Raw genomic sequence first — 18273 nt, forward strand, 5'->3', positions numbered from 1 at the left:
AGCTGCTTAAAAAGCTATTCAATTTTCTTATCAGTACTTCTTGACGAAGAGCCTATTTTAAAGCTAACGGGATCACCCAGGTATTTTTAAAAGTACTTGAGTAATCCCGCGATCTCTTTTCATTAATTTTCAGTAATTTTAGTCCGGCGACGCGTCATTATCCACGCCGTCGTCGGCACCGTTAAAAGTACGCCGACAAATGAAATTAGGATTTCAATCATTTCCGCAACAAAGATCTTATTATTCATAATTGTCCCTAGCGAATAATGAAGGCCGGCAAACCAGATGAAGAGGGCTAAAAAGCCACCGAAGAAGCCAAAGAACAAAGTATTAAACGTTGTACCAATGATCTGGCGACCAATAGTCATCCCACTGGTCATTAACTGGCGGTTACTAACCGTGGGGTGGGTGGAGAGGATTTCCGTTAACCCGGCCGCAATTGCCATCGCTGCTTCCGCAATCGCGCCCAGCGTACTTAAAGTCGTTACCGTAATCAATACTTTAAAGTAACTAATCCCAATTAAGATCGACATTCCTTCCAGGTCATCGCTATCTTCGGTTCCAAAGCCCTGGACCATCGCCCAGTGTTCAACGAGGAAGATTAACAAAATCAGCACGGCCGTGACCAGTAGTGCTGATTCAAAGGCCGTCACCGTTGTTCGCAAGTCATCTTCTCCCATAAAAATGGTTACCGCTAAGATAATAATTCCGGTAGTAATGGTAACGAATAGCGGCGGGACGTGGAAGGCCACCAAGATAATTGCAAAATAAAGAAAACCGAAGTTCAATAGTAGGCTCCAAAAGGCCGACCATCCCTGCTTGCCACCAACGGCAACCATTAATACCAGTAAGACTAGCCCGAGGGCCGTAATTGTACTCAATTTGTCCGCCTCCCTAGTAATAATGCGCCGAACAGACTAACCAGCGGAACGGCTAAGACAATACCAATCCCACTCACAAGACTTTGAATGGTTCCCAAACTCATGTTCATTGCAAAGGTATACCCCCAGGAATTACCATTCTTAATGTAAAGCAGACTGGACGTAAAGGTTTCCGCCATGAAGATTAGGAATAAGACATTGATTAGCGGTCCCATAATGGACTTTCCGACATTTCGCCCCGCTAAAAACAAATGACGGCGGGCAATGGTTGGGTTAAGCTGCTTTAGTTCAAATAGCGTAGCAATGATATCACTTGATTCATCCATAACTGCCCCGAGGGAGCCCAGTAAGGTTTCAGCAACAAATAGGGGCCGCGGTACCTGGGTTACGTACTGCATTGATTCATAATAGATTCCCCGTTCATGGGTTAGGGCAAAAACCAGCAGGCTAACCCCGAGCGCCGTAAACGTACCAATTACTGTTGCGCAAAAGGTCGCCACCATTTTTTTCGTAGGTCCCAGAATTAATAGTAGGCTAACCAGGGTAAAGATCACGGACAACGTACCAAAGATTAATAGTACGTGCTCACCATTATTTTTAAGGTCAATTTCAATTGCCAAAATAAATAGTAGGGCATTGATTACTACGCTGACCAGTGCCAGCGCCCCGGCCTGTCCCATCATCATTAACAAGAGGGTACTTACCAGCCAAATCATAAAAACAACAACACTATCCCGTTTATAGCCGTTGACGTTGGCACTTAACTTCCCCCGCCGGGACCGCAGTTGTGACAAGAAAATCTGGTCGCCACGGTGATAGTGCTGATCCATTGGTTGTGAGTCACTATAGGTGTTGGTTACCGTTAGCCAGTGACCACGGTAGTTAGTATTTAACAAGCGTACTCGCAAGGTCTGTTGGTGTTCGTGATCAACGTTTTTAAACTGGTCGGTCGTCCGTTGAACCGCCCCTGCTTGGACATGTTCCACCCGGGCAATTGGTCGCTGATAGAAACGCTGGTTATGAGTCACAAATAGCATGGCACCCGCACCGACAACTAATAGCACTAGTAATAGTATGAACCGGGCACGTGACCAATAGTGACTTGGCATTTTGTCCATCCCCTTCAAAACAAACTAGTTGCTATTGTACCTTTTTCACCGCATAAAAAAAGCAACCGTTGAAAAGTTTTACCTTTTCGTAACGGTTACTTACAATTGTGGAATTACTTAGTACCAAATAAACGATCACCAGCATCACCAAGGCCAGGAACAATGTACCCATCCTTATTGAGGTGGTCATCCAACCCAGCCGCGTAGATATCAACGTCCGGATAAGCATCACGAACTGCCTTAACCCCTTCTGGTGCTGCTACTAGGCAGGCAAATTTCATGTTCTTTTCTTGGCAACCCCGCTTCTTTAAAGCGTCAATTGCCATCATTGCAGAACCACCAGTGGCTAACATTGGATCGACAATGAATAATTGCCGTTCCGTAATATCATTTGGTAACTTGACAAAGTACTCGTGTGGCTTCAGCGTCTTTTCATCACGGTACATACCAATAAAGCCGATCTTAGCTGCCGGAACCAATTCGGTCATTCCATCAACCATTCCCAGGCCGGCACGAAGGATTGGGACAATGGCCACTTTTTTACCTGCCAATTCCTTCTTCGTCGTCTTTGCAATTGGCGTCTCTACTTCAACATCTTTCAATGGCATATCACGTGCCACTTCATAAGCCATTAAGGTTGAAATTTCCTTAACGGTCTCCCGGAAGAATTTCGTTCCGACGTTCTTGTCCCGAATCATCGTTAACTTATGTTGGATCAACGGGTGATCTATAACTTCAAATTTGCCCATGCCAAAACACTCCTTTGGATTTCTCCCCTATTTTACCAAAAAAAATGAGAAGTTGTTAGCTTCTCACCGGATTTTTTCACAGCTTGCTCATTATTTTACTTGATTCGGATCAAAGTGAACGCCCCCGGCCGACTTATTCAACCGGTTCATGTAGGCGCGCCCCAGGTCAACCGCTGGAAAGGCCTGGGTTACGATTGCCTTAACGTTATGCTGGTCATCAAAGGCCCGCAGACCATCAAATAACCGGGCACTCGCATCGTTAACATTCTCACCAAGTGAAAATTGGACCGCATTCATCGGAAGGGATAACTGCTTTAGAATTCGTCCTTCCGCCATTACACCGACATCAAAGGGCTGCTCACTAATCCACTTTGCCACTTGCTCCCAGTCGGTTCCCTCATCAACGATGTAAACCTGGGCACTCGGTGCGTAGTGCTTGTACTTCATCCCCGGTGCCTTGGGCGTTTCATTCTTACCGACCTTATGGTGGTTAAGATCAATTGAACCGATCACACTTTCAATATCGTGCTTGGTGACCGCACCAGGCCGCAGGATTACCGGTGTATCCGTTGACATGTCCAAAACGGTCGACTCAACGCCGACCCGGGTTGGACCATTATCTAAGATTCCCGTGATCTTACCGTTCAAATCATGGTAAACATGCTGCGCCGTGGTTGGACTAGGCTTACCAGACGTATTCGCTGATGGGCCCACCATCGGTACCCCGGCTTTAGCAATCAAGTCAAGTGTTGGTTGACAATCTGGAAAACGGAAGGCCACGGTTGATAAACCACCAGTCACGGTCTTGGAAAAAGCGCCCTTCTTAACCTTTAAGATAATCGTTAACGAACCCGGCCAGAACTTAGCCATTAACTTACGGGCGTTCTCGGGAATCTCGGCCGCGTATTGTTCAACCATCTTCACTGAGTTAACGTGGACAATCAACGGGTTATCGCTTGGCCGTCCCTTTGCTAGGTAGACATTTTTAACCGCCGCCTCGTTGGTAGCGTCTGCGCCTAAGCCATAGACTGTCTCAGTCGGAAAGGCAACCAGCTCCCCGCGCCGGATCGCCGCTGCCGCTTCATCGATTTGACTTAAACGGTAAACTTTCGTATTCATTCTTGTTAATTTCCTCCTGTGCCAGAAAAATCCCATACGTGTACCATCCTCATCTTACCGGCCACGTCATGACGAACCGTCATCCGGGCCTTTGGATCACATTTTGTTAGTAATTCCTGAATACTCTCTTCTTGGTCATAGCCGGTTTCACCAAAGATCGCGCCCCCCACATTGAGGTGGGTACCGGCCTGCTTAAACAGGCGGTGGTAAAAGCCCAAGCCTTGTTCATCAGCAAACAATGCAATTGCCGGTTCATGGTCGCGGACCGCCTGATCCATAATTGCTGTATCCGCCCGGTCAATATACGGCGGATTAGTAACGATTAAATCGTAACGACCACTTAACTGGTCAAATAAGTCGCTTTCGACCGTGGATAAGTCTAAGTGATAGCGTTGCATATTAGTACGAGCAACCGCTAATGCTGCTGGTGAAATATCGCTTAAGGTTACTGACCACTGGGGGCGTTCCAGCTGGAGGGTAATTCCAATCACTCCACTACCGGTTCCCAGGTCCAGCACCCGTAACGGCCGGTCAGCGGGTGTACTTGCTAACACCCAATCAACCAGTTCTGCCGTCTCCGGCTCCGGAATTAAAACCGCTGGCGTCACCTTAAATTTACGGCCATAAAAATTGGTCATCCCGGTAATGTATTGTGCCGGGACGTGGTCTAAGAGCTGAGCCACTGCCTGACGAAACCACTGCGCTTCAGCCGGTGGCATCGCTTCCCGGTTATGGACCAGCAGGTGGGTCGTATCCCAATTATGCCGCTGTTCTAGTAAGAACTGCGGTGCATGGGGATCAACATCACTACCGGCTAACTGGTCCTTTGCCCAGCGCTGGGCCGCAAAGTATGTCCAGGGGGAACTACTCATTACGCAACTGCTCCAGTTTCTTAGTTTGATCAGCCACGATCAATGCCTCAATGATTTCATCAAGGTCCCCAGACATAATCTTGTCTAACTTGTTTAAGGTTAAGCCAATTCGGTGGTCAGTTACCCGGTTTTGCGGATAGTTGTAGGTACGGATTCGTTCCGAACGGTCACCCGTACCAATCGCATTCTTCCGCTTTTCATCATAAGCACTTTGCTCTTTTTGTTGGTAGTAGTCATAAACCCGGGACTTCAAAATCCGCATTGCCTTAGCCCGGTTTTGCTGTTGCGAACGTTCATCCTGCATTGCAACAACAATTCCCGTCGGCAAGTGGGTCATCCGAACCGCTGAGGACGTCTTGTTAACGTGCTGTCCACCGGCACCACTGGACCGGTAAACATCGACCCGAATATCCTTTGGGTCAATATCAACGTCTACGTCTTCAGCCTCTGGCATTACCCCAACCGTCGCCGTGGAAGTATGAACCCGGCCAGCTGATTCGGTAACGGGAACCCGTTGAACCCGGTGGGCACCATTTTCAAACTTCAGTTTAGAGTAAACTTTGTCACCAGTGATCATCAGGGCGATTTCTTTAAAGCCCCCCACTTCGGTTTCATTTTTATCAACCACTTCAACCTTCCAACCCTGCTTTTCAGCATAGTGAAGGTACATATTATAGAGATCGGCAGCAAACAGGCTCGCCTCATCCCCACCGGCGGCACCACGGATCTCCATGATGATATTCTTATCATCATTTGGATCTTTTGGAATCAGCAGGATTTCCAGTTCCTTTTCGAGCTGCGTCTGCTTGTCTTTAGAATCAGCTAATTCTTCCTTGGTCATTGCGGCCAGATCCGGATCATCAGTCTCTCGCAGCATTTCCTCGTCATCCTTAATCGTCTGGGTGACCTTTTTATATTCATTATACTTTTCAACGGTTTCACGGAGGCTCCCCTCTTCTTTAGAGAGCTTCATGAAGCGTTGTGAATCGGCGATTACATCAGGATCACTAATTAACTCATTTAATTCATCGTAACGATCCGCAACCGCCTGCAGTTTATCAAAAATTTCTGCAATCTCCATTATTGATTCTCCTCTTTCTTTCCTAAAAGTGGGTGGAAGTAGTGCTTACGGCAAACCGGGTAGTAGGATTCATTACCACCAATTTGAACCTGTTCCCCTTCGTAAACGGGCTTACCATCATGAATTCGCAAGTTCATCGTTGCCTTGTGGGGGCAGAACCAGCAAATTGTTTTCATTTCTTCAATTTTATCGGCATAGATCAGCAGGTACTTCGAACCCTCAAACAATTCATTTTTGAAATCATTTTTGAGGCCAAAGGTCATGACTGGGATGTTCAATTCATCAACAATCTTGATCAACTGTAAAATATGCCGTTTTTTTAAGAACTGTGCTTCATCAATCAGCACACAGTAAACTGGATGATCAACATTCTTAACATAATCGTAAATATTAGTATCATCCATCACTGGTTGCACCTTGCGCTTAAGGCCGATCCGACTTGCAATAACCCCTTGTCCCGAACGGTTATCAACACCACTCGTCATCAGGACAACTGGCTTTCCCTGCTCCTCATAGTTATGAGCAACCTTTAGGATGTCGATTGACTTGCCAGAATTCATCGCACCATATTTAAAAAACAGCTGTGCCACGTGTGATTACGCCCCTTTTTTCGCATAGTACTTTCATTATATCTAAAAGCAATTCGCTTTTAAATACTTCTGAGTCCTGCCTACCTATTCTAACTGAATCACTTTGCAATTTCGAATAATAAGGGTAAAATTGATAAGCATTATTTACCTAGGGACGTGAAAGGAGTCCATTAAATGTCAATTCGTAGCACAATGGCAGAAGCAGTCGGACGTTCTAGCTATTGGTTTCTTCATCGCTTTTATAATGGTGGTAGTTCTCTACCAGGTAAGCTAACCCTTGCCATCGACCCTCATATTCTCCACGCCTTTAGCCAAAAGTACGACTTAATTATTGTTACCGGGACTAATGGTAAGACGCTAACTACCGCGTTGACCGTCCAAGTCCTTCGTCAAAAATATGACCAGGTCTTGACCAACCCAACTGGTTCTAACATGGAACAGGGGATTGTTACTACTTTCATTACTGCACCGCGTCCTCATAAGAAGGGGCTAGCCGTCCTTGAAGTAGATGAGGCCAACGTCGTTAAGGTTACCCAGTACATTCGGCCGGTCGCCTTTGTCTTTACCAACCTCTTCCGTGACCAGTTGGACCGTTATGGTGAAATCTATACTACCTATGATAAAATCCTGGCGGGAGTACGGCGGGCCCCGCAGGCAACGATTATTGCTAACGGCGACGACCAGCTCTTCAATACCGTTGAGCTTCCCAACCCGGTAATCTATTACGGCTTTAAACATGAATACCGGCCTGCCTTTGACGCCCCCGCCAATACCGACGGCCTGCTCTGCCCCAAATGCCAGCACATTCTTCGCTATCACCTCCGAACCTATGCCGGGCTCGGTGACTATTTCTGCCCCCACTGTGGTTTTCGCCGGCCAGAATTAAAGTATGCCGTTACTAAGCTAACGAAGTTGACCCCCGCAAGTTCAACCTTTGAAATCGATGGTCATGAATTTACCATCGGTGTCGGCGGGCTTTATAATATTTACAATGCCCTGGCAGCTTACGCCGTCGGTCGCGAGCTGGGCGTTAGCACCGAACAAATTAAGACCGCCTTTGCGAACAGCCAACGAGTCTTTGGACGACAGGAAGTCTTTAAAGTCGGTAATAAAAAGGTCGATATGATCCTGGTCAAGAACCCGGTTGGACTTAACCAGGTTCTTGACATGATCGCTACCGACACCCATCCCTTTAGCCTGGGCTTTCTCCTCAACGCTAACTACGCTGACGGAATCGATACCAGCTGGATCTGGGACGGTAACTTTGAACAATTTACCCGTAGCAAGGCCCAACAATACTTTGTAGGTGGTGAACGCTACGCCGACATTGCTACCCGTCTAACAATGGCTGGGATTACTAATTTCACAACTGACGCCGAGCTACCAGCAGTGATTGACCGGATCAAGCAACTGCCGACTGACCATGTCTACGTACTAGCTACTTATACCGCTATGCTGGAATTCAGAAAAATACTTGCCACGGATGGCTATGTTAAGGGAGGAATGGACTAATGGCTCAATATCATCTCCACCTTGCCCACTTATACGGTAACCTATTAAACACCTACAGCGATGTTGGTAATATTATTGCCCTGCGCTACTATGCCCAACAGATGGACACTAGCCTAGATGCTACGGTTATTAGTATCGATGACCAATTTGACCCTGCTCAGTTTGATCTTGCCCTCTTCGGTGGTGGTCAAGACTATGAACAATCCGTTGTTGCTCGCGACCTACCAAATAAGAAGGCCGGTTTACGGACCTTCATTAACGATAACAAGCCGCTTTTAGCCATCTGTGGTGGCTACCAGCTCCTTGGGCACTACTACATCGACGCCCAGGGAAAGAAGATTCCCGGTCTGGGCCTGCTTGACCACTATACTTTAAACCAGGATCACCACCGCTTTATTGGTGATATCACTATTAAAAATGAAGAAACGGGCGATGAATACCATGGTTTTGAAAACCATAGTGGGCGGACCTTCCTCGGTAAGGGTGAACGGCCACTAGGTAAAGTGCTCACCGGTCACGGTAATAACGGTGAGGATGGCACAGAGGGTGCAATTTATAAAGAAGTTTATTGTTCCTACTTCCATGGCCCGATCTTGACCCGTAACGGCCAGATTGCTAAACATATGCTGTTAACGGCCCTCCACAATAAATACCCGTCCGCTGACCTTAGCCAACCGGCGGCCCTCGTGATTAAACCTACTTTCTAAAAAAACATTAAACGACCCCTAAAGCTTAATGCTGAGCCTTAGGGGTCGTTTTATTATTTCATATGGTCACTAATTAACTGGTGAATAGTCTGGGCATCTTCGGGGGTTTTGCTAATCAGGAGCAAGGTATCATTCCCCGCCAAGGTACCGATCACTTCCGGCACATCAAGTTCATCAAACATCCCCGCAAGGATAGTGGCGTAACTGGAATTAGGTTCGGTTTTAACTACGTTCATAAACTGTACCGTTTCGACGGATTGAACATTGTTACGGATACCTAGGTAAAGGCGGTCGTAATTATGGGCCGGATCCTTTTGTAATTGGACATAATAGGTGTGGCCGGTCCCGTCACTGGCCTTGACGATGTTAAGGTTATGGATGTCCCGCGAGATGGTCGCCTGCGTGGTCGAAATTCCCGCATCCGTTAGTAGTTGTAATAACTCCTCTTGAGTTTCGATCTTTCGTTCGTTGACTAGGTGTGCAATATATTTCCGTCGCTCTTTGCGGTCCATCAGCTCCGGTTCCTCCTCATATAAGCTAATTTTTATTCATTATTCAGGTTAATTTACTGAATATAATAACTATTTATGCACCAATTGTCAATAAAAATCAGCAGGAGATTTTTAAAAATCATGATTACTGGGAGGCCTAGCCGTAAGGACGGCGTGAGTTTGGCGTGACTTGGCTATTATTGTATAAAAATTAATTTCTTGTCATTTCATGCAGGTAGGTGGCAAACAGCTGGTCACGGCGGTCTAAATAGGCCTGATTTTTAGCCGTCGGGTGGACACGGTTGGTCAGCACTATCATCCCCTGGTCACTTTGCCGGTCTAAGATTAACCAGGTTCCCGTAAAGCCGGTGTGGCTGATAAGGTAATGGTGGTCGGCGGTCCGGGAGTGCAGGAGCTTCCACCCCAGTGACCGACTATGTTCACCGCTTAACGGTGTCTGATCCTGAAAGAGGCCGTCAATCGTTTTAGCGGTTAATAGGCCGTTTAGGTTCGTTTCAATTAATGCCCGGCTAAAGACTAACAAGTCATCCAGGGTAGCAAATAATCCGGCACAACCACAATGCTTTCCTAAAATATAGCCCTTGGGGTCGTGGACGGTGCCGCGAATTAGTCCCCGCTGTGGCTGAATCTCCGTTGGTACACATTCTGCCGGCGCCGGCTTAAAGGTCGCCCCCGTCATTTGGAGGGGCCGTAACACCCACTCCGTAATTACATCCTGTACCGGGGCGCCACAGAGTTTTTCAATGATCCACCCCAAGTATAAAAAGTTGACATCCGCATAGCGAATTTGCCGGTTAAATGCGGAGTCCACGTGCATCATCGTTAAAAAGGCGTTTTTGAGCTCGACCGGTCCCAATTCGTTGCGGTGCAGAATGTAACCGCTGATCCCCGAAGTGTGGGTCAGCAGGTTCCGGATAGTGGGCCGGGGATCCCCAAATTCTGGCAGGTACTTTTTTACCGGGTCGTCCAAGTGGAGCTGGCCCTCTTGAAGGAGCATTGCGATTACCGGAACCGTCCCGATCACCTTTGTTAGAGATGCTAAGTCATACTTCATTCCCGCCCTTAACGGTTCCGGGAACGGCCGGGTCTGGGCTAGGCCCCGTACCTGTCGAAACTCGTTTGTTCCTTTAAAGATCACATAGCTAATTCCTGGTACAATCCCATCTTCAACCAGTGCGTTTAACTGCGCCACCGTTTGGGTAAATTTTTCCATCTTTGTTCCCCTCTTACTAAAAAACTGCTGTGGCTAATTCTACCACAGCAGTTAAATTTAGATATTATTTTCCATAAACTGACTATTGTAAAGGTCAGCGTAGAAACCATTCTTAGCCATCAACTGGTCGTGGTTCCCGGTCTCAATAATATGACCATGGTTAACCACGATAATCTGTTCCGCATTGCGGATTGTCGATAGTCGGTGGGCCACCACGAAGCTTGTCCGGTCCTTTTGTAAATCGTTCATTGCCGACTGAATTAGGGCCTCTGTCCGGGTATCAACCGAACTCGTTGCTTCATCCAAGATTAAAATCTCTGGGTTGGCCAAAAAGGCCCGGGCGATGGTCAATAACTGCCGTTGTCCTTGTGAAATGTTGGAGGCGGACTCATTGAGAACCGTTTGGTAACCATCAGGCAATTCACGGATAAAGCTATCGGCGTAAGCCAGTTTGGCCGCCTGGTAGACTTCTTCGTCAGTGGCATCTTCACGACCATACTTAATATTATCAAAGATGGTTCCCGTAAAGAGCCACGTATCCTGGAGGACCATCCCAATGTGCTTACGCAATTCCGTCCGGGTCATTGACCGAGTATCATGTCCATCTAGGTAGATGTGACCACCTTGGATCTCATAAAATCGTTCCAGAAGGTTAATAGTCGTTGTCTTACCGGCCCCAGTTGGTCCCACGATTGCCACCATGTGGTTCTTCGGCGCTTTCAAGTTAAAGTCCTCAATCAACGGTTCCGGCCCATAGCTAAACTTAACGTTTTCAAATTCAATTTTCGGTACCGGCGCCGTGTCTTTAACCGGTGCTTCAATTACCCGCTCATCCATTTCAGTGGCATCGAGGACTTCAAAGATCCGCTCTGCCGACGCAATCGTCTGCTGGATAGTGCTACTTAAGTTGGCAATTTGGGTGATTGGCTGGGAAAACTGGTTGGTATATTGCAAAAAGGCTTGAACGTTCCCCAGGGTGATTCGACCATTAATGACGGCAAATGCCCCGGCAACGGCCACCAGCAGGTAGCCTAGGTTACGAATGAAGTTCATCAAGGGGAAAATCAGAATTGAGAAAAACTGGGCCTTCCAGGCAGCCTGGTAGTATTCATGGTTCTTGCTAGCAAACTGCTCTTCTTCACTTTGTTCCTTATTAAACGCCCGGACAATCGTGTGGCCAGCATAGGTTTCTTCAACCTGGCCATTGATCTTCCCCAAAGCAGCTTGTTGGCGACTAAAAAGCCGTTGGGCCGTTGGGGCGACAAAAGCAACGATGATTAGGCTTAAGGGGATCATCACAAACGCTACCAAGGTTAATTTCCAGCTAATCGATAGCATTAACGCTAGGACCCCAAAGAAGGTAATTAGACTCGTAATGATCTGGATTAAACTCTGCTGCAGTGTCCCGGCAATATTATCCATATCGTTAACCATCCGACTCATAATGTCACCATTGCTATGGGTATCATAGAACTTCACCGGTACCCGGCCCATCTTGGCCTTTAAATCCTGCCGCAGGTTATAAACCACCTTTTGGGAAATCCGGGTCATAATAATCTGCTGGGCAAAACTAAAGAGGCCGGAAAAGACGTACAGGAGGATTACGATAATCCCAATCTGCCAAATGCGGTGAAAGTCAACGGGGAGACTTGTCAGGTGCTGGCCGGCACGGATCTGTCGATAGCCCTTCATGACACCGTTATAAATAACCGTCGTCGCTTCCCCAAGAATCTTCGGAGCAATAATCGATAGGATAACTGAGCTAATGGCGAGGATAATTGAAAAGAGCACCCCCAGCCGCCACGGCCGTAAATAAGCAATTAAGCGCTTAGTCGTGGGCCAAAAGTTCTTGGCCTTATTAATCTTGTGTGGTCCGCGATGCACGTTCTTCATCCCCCTTCTGAATTTGTGAATCAACGATTTGCTGGTAGGTCTTATTATGGGCCTTTAACTCGGCGTGTGTTCCTTGGCCGACCACTTCTCCTTCATCAATTACTAAGATCTGGTCAGCATCCGCTACCGTTGAAACCCGCTGGGCCACGATTACGGTCACGGCCTGTTGAATCTGTGGGTCTTGCCGCAGGGCCTGACGCAATTCGGCATCCGTCTTGAAATCCAGTGCCGAGAAGGAGTCATCAAAAATGTAAATAGAGGCCGGCTTAATAATCGTTCGTGCAATGGCCAATCGTTGCCGCTGGCCACCAGAGAAGTTACTCCCGTTTTGTTCAACGGGGGCATCTAATCCCCCCGCCTCCTTAACAAAATCAGCGGCTTGGGCAACTGCCAAGGCATGCCACATCTCATCATCGCTGGCATTGGCATTCCCAAACTGCAGGTTCGAACGAATTGTCCCGGAAAATAGGACCGCCTTTTGCTGGGTGATCGAAATTACCTCATGGAGATCGTGTTGACTCAGCTGTTTAATTGGCTGGCCATCGACTTCAATCTGGCCCCGCTCAATATCAAAGAAGCGGGGAATCAGGTTCACTAAAGTCGATTTTCCCGATCCGGTTCCACCGATAATTGCCAGGGTCTGCCCTGCCTGGACGTTAAAATTCAGGTCATGGAGCGCTAACTTTTCGGCCCCCTGGTAGCGGAAATCAACGTGATTAAAGCGGAGACTCGCCGGTTGACCTGGCGCAATTTTCACTTGCTTGGTGGCCGGTGCATCATCAACTGAGATCGGTTGCTCCAATACGGCATTAACCCGGGCAGCAGAAGCTGATGCCCGCGGTACAAAGACGAAAATCATCGAAAGCATCATGAAACTAATCATGATTTGGGTCGCATAGGTTAAAAAGGCAATTAGGTTTCCTACCTGCATTGTCATCCCCGCAATCAACTGGCTCCCCAATAGGATAATCCCCACGTTCGTTAAACTCAGGATCAGGGTCATGACTGGGAAGAGGAATGAAACTAAGGTAAAGGCCTTGATACCGGTCTGCGTATAGTCAGCGTTGGCCTGCTTAAAGCGGTTTTGTTCCCGCTGTTCTTCGCGAAAGGCCCTGATAACCCGGACACCGGTAAGGCCCTCCCGAAAAATCAGGTTAATCCGGTCCGTCTTCTTCTGAATACTCTTAAAGAGCGGTACGGCAAAGTACATAACAGCCACGACAACGACCGCTAAAACCGGTAAGCTAATCAGGAAGACCCGGGTTAGCCGTGGTTCCCGAACATAGGCAAGCACACAGGCTGCCACTAACATAATTGGTGACTGGATCATCATCCGTAAAACCTGCACCATCACGTTTTGAATCTGGACAATGTCGTTAGTCGACCGGGTAATCAATGATGAATCACCAAATTCATTAATTTCCTTACTAGAAAAGCGGAGTACCCGGTGAAAAATTTGCCGGCGGAGTTTTTCACCAACCTGCATCGCCTGGGTAGAGGCAAAGTAAACATTCCCGGCTGCTGCCAGTAGACCGATAGCGGCAACCACTAACATGTAGGCCCCGTCGCGCCAAATGAAATTGAGGTTTTTCTGCATAATTCCCCGGTCGACCAGTTCTGCGGTGATCGTCGGTAAATAGAGGTCACAAGCAACTTGAATGATCATGAAGATCACCGCTAAAGTCGCTGCCCACCATGCGAGGTTCCTTTTTGCGATTCGAATCAATGTTGTTTCCACTCCTCTCGGTGCTTCGGTAATAAGTCACGATAGTTTTCTTGCAACTGCTGCTGCATCTTTTTAATCACTGTAATAAAGTTAGCTCGCTCCGGTGCGGTAACGTTTTGTAACAACTCGCTTTCAAAGCGCTGCCGTTGGGCCAAATTATCCTTGTAAAGGCGTTCACCCTTTGGCGTCAACTTTACGCGGACTATCCGGCGATCATGCTCATCGCGCCAGCGGATTACCTGCTGGTCCTTTTCCAGTCGTTCTAACACCTCACTAATTGAGCCGGGCTTAACCCGGGCCAATGCTGCTAGTTCCCGCTGGGAAACACCCTCATTATGGGCCAACAAGTGGATCAAGCGCCCCTGACCACGAAAGCTAGCCTGGTTCGCGGGACGGTGTAAAGCGATATGATGAATCTCACCAATCAGACAAAACAACTGTTGAAATAGTTGATCATCCTGGTTCACAACCATCTTCTGCCCCCCTTTTTTAATCATTCGGTACATAATCGTTAGGTACATAACGATTAACTATCATACTCCCTTTTTAGCAAAAGGCAAGAAATTTAATTTAAAAGTATCGAAAGTATTACATAATTGTTGCAAAAGTATTACAATAAGATTGTAAGGAATTATTCTTAAGTAAAAAATTCTACTCGAAAAAATAAGAGAGATTGTGAGAATGGAGGTTGTAATTATGTTTACAATGAAGAAGAAAATCGTTAGTGGGTCATTGGTTGCCCTAATGGCATTGGGCTTAGCTGGTTGTGCTAATAACGCATCCGCACCAGCAAGCAAGGTTAACAGTCATCCGCAAACCAGTAAGGTTGCTCAGTCTTCTAATAAGAAGGCTTCAACTTCGACTTCGGTTTCAACTTCAAGTACGAGTACAACCGCAAGTTCACAAAGTAGTAGTCAAAATAGCGCAGTGGCTAACACCAAGGCTAGCTACGCAGCACAGACAAGCAATGCTAATACTACTAACACGGCACGGGATGACCAAGTTGTTAACCAATTCATTAAGGCCAGCGGTGTAAAGGAAAACAGTGCTTCGCAATACGTAGTTAGTCAAACTAACACGAAGGGTAACTACCAAGTCGAAGTTCGGGATAGCCAGGGTGATCCAAACGTTTCTCACCTTGACGGCCTTTACCGCTTCAACCCAGCAACTAACCAAGTTCAAGAAATGAACCCCGTTACGGGACAATTTGAAAACAAGTAATTTGAATTAAAAAAAGAGGTTGGGAAAGATTTCCCAACCTCTTTTTACTAGCTTTAGATCTTATCAGTTAAACGATGCTTCTTTTCCATGTAGTAGTAAACCGGCACCCCAATCAATGTAATGACAATCCCGATGGCCGTAGAGGCAAACTGCTGGATTAGCGTACTGATTAGGATAAAGATACCACCAACTAACGCAATCAGTGGGATAACCGGATAGAGCGGCACCTTATATGGCCGGTGTAAATCTGGTCGGGTCCGCCGCAACTTCATCACACCGATAAAGACCATGCAGTAGAAGAACCAGATAACAAAGATAAGCATATTAGTAATTGCATCGAATTGTCCAGATAGCATCATCAAGCAAGCAATGATGTATTGGACCAGGCCAGCAGTCCAAGGGACTCCCGCCTGGTTGAGGGTTGCAAAGAAATGACTAAATGGTAAAACGCCTTTTTGGCCCATTGCATAGGGAACCCGCATCCCGGTCATGGTGTAACCATTCATTCCACCATAAACGGAGACCAGGATACCAACAGTGACAATTTTACCGCCGATCCCGCCAAAGAGCTTATTAGCAACCTCCATTGAAACGTTTAGGTTACCCGCAATTTGGTTAACGGGGACTACAAAGTAGAAGACCGCATTTACCAACAGGTAGGCAACAATCACGATGGTCAGCCCTAGTGCAATTGCTCGTGGTAAATCCTTCTTGGGATTTTTCAGTTCACCGGCCAAGGTACCAACGTGAATCCACCCGTCATAGGCAAACATCGTGGCCAATAATGCCGTTCCTAGTGCTGACCAGAATTCGCGGTGCGCCCCCGCCTGAATTGGAAACAGACGGAAGTCAACCCCACCAGGTTGGAGGAAGCCAAAAATTACAATTACTGCTAATGCCAGTAGCTTAATAACTAAGGTAACCGAACTGACCCAGCCACCACACTTGGCACTGATGAAGTTTAACAGCGCGACTGACAGGGCGGTAATCATCCCTACCGGCACAATCCAGGAATTGGTTAAGTGAAAAAGACCAGCAAACTGGGTTCCAAACGCGATTGCAAAGGCGGCGACGTTGGCCGGCATATAAACTAGTCCATAGGCCCAACCACTAATAAAACCCCAGAAACGACCGAACGGTTCCTCAATGTAGCGGATAATGCCCCCCGTTTCGGGGAAAACCGCGGCCACCTCTGCCGCCGTCAGCCCGGCACAAAGGTTGATAATCCCCCCGAGTAGCCAAGCAAACAGTGCCAGACTAACTGACATCGTCGCCGTTGTAACGGCTGACGCCTTAAAAAATACCCCCGTACCAATAATGGTTCCGGCAACGGTAGATAGTGCCGCGCCGAATCCCAGGGTCTTTTGCATATTATTTTCTTGTGACAATTGCTACAATTCTCCTTTACAAAAAATACCTTTCCCATTATACACCGGTTCAAAATGAGCATAAATAAAAGGATCATGGTCACCTATTCAGACCACGACCCTTTTGTTAGTTTTATGCTAATTAATCCACTGCAACTTCACGGTACTTCTTGGAGAAGTCAGTTAGAATCTCATAACCATTCTTAGTAACCAAGACGTCATCTTCAATCCGGACACCACCAACACCAGGAATGTAAATTCCCGGTTCAATGGTCAAAATCTGGTTAGCAACAAAGGTCTTAGGAGCAAACTTGCTAAGTGGTGCATCATTGACGGAACGCGAGATGTACGGATTTTCGTGAATATCTAAGCCAATCCCGTGGCCCATTCCATGGGTAAAGTACTCACCATACCCCTGGTCAGTAATGTATTGTCGACCAACATGGTCAAGCTCCGCTGCAGTAACTCCTTCTTTAGTTGCTTCAATTGTCTTAATTTGGGCGTCTAAAACAACCTGGTAAATTTCTTTGAACTGATCAGATTGTGCTCCCATCCCGAATGTCCGCGTGACATCGGAAGTATAGTCATCATAGTAGTAACCAAAGTCTAACGTGACTGGTTCCCCAGCCTTAATCTGTTTCTTGCTGGCGGTGGCGTGTGGTTTAACGGTGTTTTCACCACTGGCAAAGATCGTCTCAAAGGAAGCTTCCTGGGCACCATGCTTCTTCATGAAGTAATCCAGCTCATTTGACATTTCCTGCTCAGTCATCCCCGGCTTAATATTTTCAAGGACAAACTGGTAACCCTGACCGGCTAACTGGCAGGATTGCCGAATAATGTCTAATTCTGCTGGTGACTTAACCGTCCGGTTCCATTCAACAACCTGATTTTCCGGAACTAGTTCACATTCTGCTTGTTCACGTAGGAAATCGTAGTCACTGTAAGCAATCGTATCTTCAAAGCCCAACCGCTTTATGTTAAGCTTCTTGATCAAGTCACAGACGGTTCCCAAATAGCTCCGGGTAATAATATTATCCTGGTCAGGCAGTTCTTCTTCCAGGTACTGTACAAACCGCGAATCAGTAATAATCCAATTATCGTCAGCAGTAACTAATTGTACCCCGGCGGTATCACCACTAAAGCCACTTAAGTACTTAATATTAATCGGGTCAGTTACTAAAAATGCATCTAACTTATCTTCAAGCATTTCTTGGCGTAATTTGTTGATTCTTTCTGCGTACATACACGCCACCTCCTTAAGTTGAATTATAGCAGTTTATAAAAGCGCTTTCTATAACAGCTGTTATTTTTATGGTTATTATGTAGAGAGGTAATATGACTTATCCTTCGTATACGAACTTTAAGCATTACTAATTATAAAGGACGCTAACTAACATCAAATTAGAAACTACCAGCCAAGTGCAGCAAAGAACGTTACCGAAATTAACCGGTTTCCTTCATCGGGCTTATGCAGTGGCGGTTACCAGTGCACTTTTTGGCAAAATTTAAAATAAAAAGCCACCACAGAAACCGTGATGGCTAGTAGGCCGATGAGAACCTTGACTCAAATTTGGCTCAATTTCTTCTAAAATAGATTTTAACTAGTTTTATCTAAATTTAGAAATGCTTTTATATCAACGTTTCTCAACGCAATAAAAACATTTAAAATGGCAGATTGCAATAAATAACTTGAACAAATTTAATGACGCAGATTAAGCAAG

At 46.7% G+C, this 18273-nt stretch carries 17 protein-coding genes; 3 read left to right on the forward strand and 14 right to left on the reverse strand.

What is annotated here, in order from left to right; translation table 11 throughout:
• Nucleotides 1-122: 122 nt before the first annotated feature.
• From ACI31H_RS01140 to ACI31H_RS01170, 7 genes are all read right to left on the reverse strand, one after another.
• Nucleotides 123-881 carry a YibE/F family protein gene (locus ACI31H_RS01140; RefSeq protein ID WP_439770165.1) on the reverse strand — a complete coding sequence of 253 codons (759 nt, stop codon included), beginning with the start codon at nt 879-881 and terminating at the stop codon, nt 123-125.
• Nucleotides 878-1990 (reverse strand): YibE/F family protein, encoded by a 1113-nt coding sequence (locus ACI31H_RS01145; RefSeq protein ID WP_439770166.1) that lies wholly within the window; start codon nt 1988-1990, stop codon nt 878-880. The genes ACI31H_RS01140 and ACI31H_RS01145 overlap by 4 nt, the downstream gene beginning before the upstream one ends.
• Nucleotides 1991-2103: 113 nt before the next feature.
• Complete coding sequence (upp, locus tag ACI31H_RS01150) at nt 2104-2739, reverse strand: uracil phosphoribosyltransferase (RefSeq protein WP_439770167.1); 636 nt, start codon at nt 2737-2739, stop codon at nt 2104-2106.
• 90 nt (nt 2740-2829) lie between these two features.
• Nucleotides 2830-3858 carry an L-threonylcarbamoyladenylate synthase gene (locus ACI31H_RS01155; protein WP_439770168.1) on the reverse strand — a complete coding sequence of 343 codons (1029 nt, stop codon included), beginning with the start codon at nt 3856-3858 and terminating at the stop codon, nt 2830-2832.
• A 5-nt stretch (nt 3859-3863) separates the two neighbouring features.
• A complete protein-coding gene (prmC, locus tag ACI31H_RS01160; protein ID WP_439770169.1) occupies nt 3864-4730 on the reverse strand; it encodes a peptide chain release factor N(5)-glutamine methyltransferase in 867 nt (288 codons plus the stop codon).
• The gene (prfA, locus tag ACI31H_RS01165; protein ID WP_439770170.1) at nt 4723-5811 is read right to left on the reverse strand and encodes a peptide chain release factor 1; all 1089 of its coding nucleotides are present in this window, start codon (nt 5809-5811) and stop codon (nt 4723-4725) included. The genes prmC and prfA overlap by 8 nt, the downstream gene beginning before the upstream one ends.
• On the reverse strand, nt 5811-6401 hold the full coding sequence (locus ACI31H_RS01170) for a thymidine kinase (protein ID WP_439770171.1): 591 nt from the start codon (nt 6399-6401) through the stop codon (nt 5811-5813). Before ACI31H_RS01170 ends, prfA begins: the two co-directional genes overlap by 1 nt.
• Before the next feature lie 174 nt (nt 6402-6575).
• Between ACI31H_RS01170 and ACI31H_RS01175 the strand changes: the two genes are divergently transcribed.
• Both ACI31H_RS01175 and ACI31H_RS01180 read left to right on the forward strand, forming a co-directional pair.
• Entirely contained in the window at nt 6576-7913 is a 1338-nt protein-coding gene (locus ACI31H_RS01175) for a MurT ligase domain-containing protein (protein WP_439770172.1), read from the forward strand.
• On the forward strand, nt 7913-8620 hold the full coding sequence (locus ACI31H_RS01180; protein WP_439770173.1) for a type 1 glutamine amidotransferase: 708 nt from the start codon (nt 7913-7915) through the stop codon (nt 8618-8620). Before ACI31H_RS01175 ends, ACI31H_RS01180 begins: the two co-directional genes overlap by 1 nt.
• A gap of 53 nt (nt 8621-8673) precedes the next feature.
• On the opposite strand, the gene ACI31H_RS01185 is transcribed toward ACI31H_RS01180, so the two are convergent.
• The 5 genes from ACI31H_RS01185 to ACI31H_RS01205 form a co-directional block, all read right to left on the reverse strand.
• Nucleotides 8674-9132 carry an arginine repressor gene (locus tag ACI31H_RS01185; RefSeq protein WP_439770174.1) on the reverse strand — a complete coding sequence of 153 codons (459 nt, stop codon included), beginning with the start codon at nt 9130-9132 and terminating at the stop codon, nt 8674-8676.
• A 190-nt stretch (nt 9133-9322) separates the two neighbouring features.
• Nucleotides 9323-10345: a serine hydrolase domain-containing protein gene (locus tag ACI31H_RS01190; RefSeq protein ID WP_439770175.1), complete on the reverse strand. Its 1023-nt coding sequence runs from the start codon at nt 10343-10345 to the stop codon at nt 9323-9325.
• A 57-nt stretch (nt 10346-10402) separates the two neighbouring features.
• Nucleotides 10403-12238, reverse strand: a complete 1836-nt coding sequence (locus ACI31H_RS01195) for an ABC transporter ATP-binding protein (RefSeq protein ID WP_439770176.1) — start codon at nt 12236-12238, stop codon at nt 10403-10405.
• Nucleotides 12204-13964, reverse strand: coding sequence for an ABC transporter ATP-binding protein (locus ACI31H_RS01200; RefSeq protein ID WP_439770177.1), 1761 nt, complete (start codon nt 13962-13964; stop codon nt 12204-12206). The genes ACI31H_RS01195 and ACI31H_RS01200 overlap by 35 nt, the downstream gene beginning before the upstream one ends.
• Nucleotides 13961-14470: a MarR family winged helix-turn-helix transcriptional regulator gene (locus ACI31H_RS01205; RefSeq protein WP_439770178.1), complete on the reverse strand. Its 510-nt coding sequence runs from the start codon at nt 14468-14470 to the stop codon at nt 13961-13963. The genes ACI31H_RS01200 and ACI31H_RS01205 overlap by 4 nt, the downstream gene beginning before the upstream one ends.
• 190 nt (nt 14471-14660) lie before the next feature.
• Between ACI31H_RS01205 and ACI31H_RS01210 the strand changes: the two genes are divergently transcribed.
• On the forward strand, nt 14661-15185 hold the full coding sequence (locus tag ACI31H_RS01210; RefSeq protein ID WP_439770179.1) for a hypothetical protein: 525 nt from the start codon (nt 14661-14663) through the stop codon (nt 15183-15185).
• Nucleotides 15186-15238: 53 nt separating this feature from the next.
• On the opposite strand, the gene ACI31H_RS01215 is transcribed toward ACI31H_RS01210, so the two are convergent.
• Both ACI31H_RS01215 and ACI31H_RS01220 read right to left on the reverse strand, forming a co-directional pair.
• Nucleotides 15239-16555, reverse strand: coding sequence for an APC family permease (locus ACI31H_RS01215; protein ID WP_439770181.1), 1317 nt, complete (start codon nt 16553-16555; stop codon nt 15239-15241).
• A gap of 139 nt (nt 16556-16694) precedes the next feature.
• Nucleotides 16695-17795, reverse strand: coding sequence for a M24 family metallopeptidase (locus tag ACI31H_RS01220; protein WP_439770180.1), 1101 nt, complete (start codon nt 17793-17795; stop codon nt 16695-16697).
• Nucleotides 17796-18273 lie beyond the last annotated feature (478 nt).

It is taken from the genome of Limosilactobacillus sp., from assembly GCF_051873035.1.
GTDB lineage: Bacteria > Bacillota > Bacilli > Lactobacillales > Lactobacillaceae > Limosilactobacillus.

What these genes read in the sequence shown, in the direction of transcription:
- ACI31H_RS01215 (WP_439770181.1), bottom strand. Translation starts at nt 16,555, where the DNA reads ATGCAAAAGACCCTGGGATTCGGCGCGGCACTATCTACCGTTGCCGGA.
- ACI31H_RS01220 (WP_439770180.1), bottom strand. Translation starts at nt 17,795, where the DNA reads ATGTACGCAGAAAGAATCAACAAATTACGCCAAGAAATGCTTGAAGAT.
- ACI31H_RS01145 (WP_439770166.1), bottom strand. Translation starts at nt 1,990, where the DNA reads ATGCCAAGTCACTATTGGTCACGTGCCCGGTTCATACTATTACTAGTG.
- upp (WP_439770167.1), bottom strand. Translation starts at nt 2,739, where the DNA reads ATGGGCAAATTTGAAGTTATAGATCACCCGTTGATCCAACATAAGTTA.
- ACI31H_RS01205 (WP_439770178.1), bottom strand. Translation starts at nt 14,470, where the DNA reads ATGTACCGAATGATTAAAAAAGGGGGGCAGAAGATGGTTGTGAACCAG.
- ACI31H_RS01175 (WP_439770172.1), top strand. Translation starts at nt 6,576, where the DNA reads ATGTCAATTCGTAGCACAATGGCAGAAGCAGTCGGACGTTCTAGCTAT.
- prmC (WP_439770169.1), bottom strand. Translation starts at nt 4,730, where the DNA reads ATGAGTAGTTCCCCCTGGACATACTTTGCGGCCCAGCGCTGGGCAAAG.
- ACI31H_RS01195 (WP_439770176.1), bottom strand. Translation starts at nt 12,238, where the DNA reads ATGAAGAACGTGCATCGCGGACCACACAAGATTAATAAGGCCAAGAAC.
- ACI31H_RS01155 (WP_439770168.1), bottom strand. Translation starts at nt 3,858, where the DNA reads ATGAATACGAAAGTTTACCGTTTAAGTCAAATCGATGAAGCGGCAGCG.
- ACI31H_RS01180 (WP_439770173.1), top strand. Translation starts at nt 7,913, where the DNA reads ATGGCTCAATATCATCTCCACCTTGCCCACTTATACGGTAACCTATTA.
- prfA (WP_439770170.1), bottom strand. Translation starts at nt 5,811, where the DNA reads ATGGAGATTGCAGAAATTTTTGATAAACTGCAGGCGGTTGCGGATCGT.
- ACI31H_RS01210 (WP_439770179.1), top strand. Translation starts at nt 14,661, where the DNA reads ATGTTTACAATGAAGAAGAAAATCGTTAGTGGGTCATTGGTTGCCCTA.
- ACI31H_RS01190 (WP_439770175.1), bottom strand. Translation starts at nt 10,345, where the DNA reads ATGGAAAAATTTACCCAAACGGTGGCGCAGTTAAACGCACTGGTTGAA.
- ACI31H_RS01185 (WP_439770174.1), bottom strand. Translation starts at nt 9,132, where the DNA reads ATGGACCGCAAAGAGCGACGGAAATATATTGCACACCTAGTCAACGAA.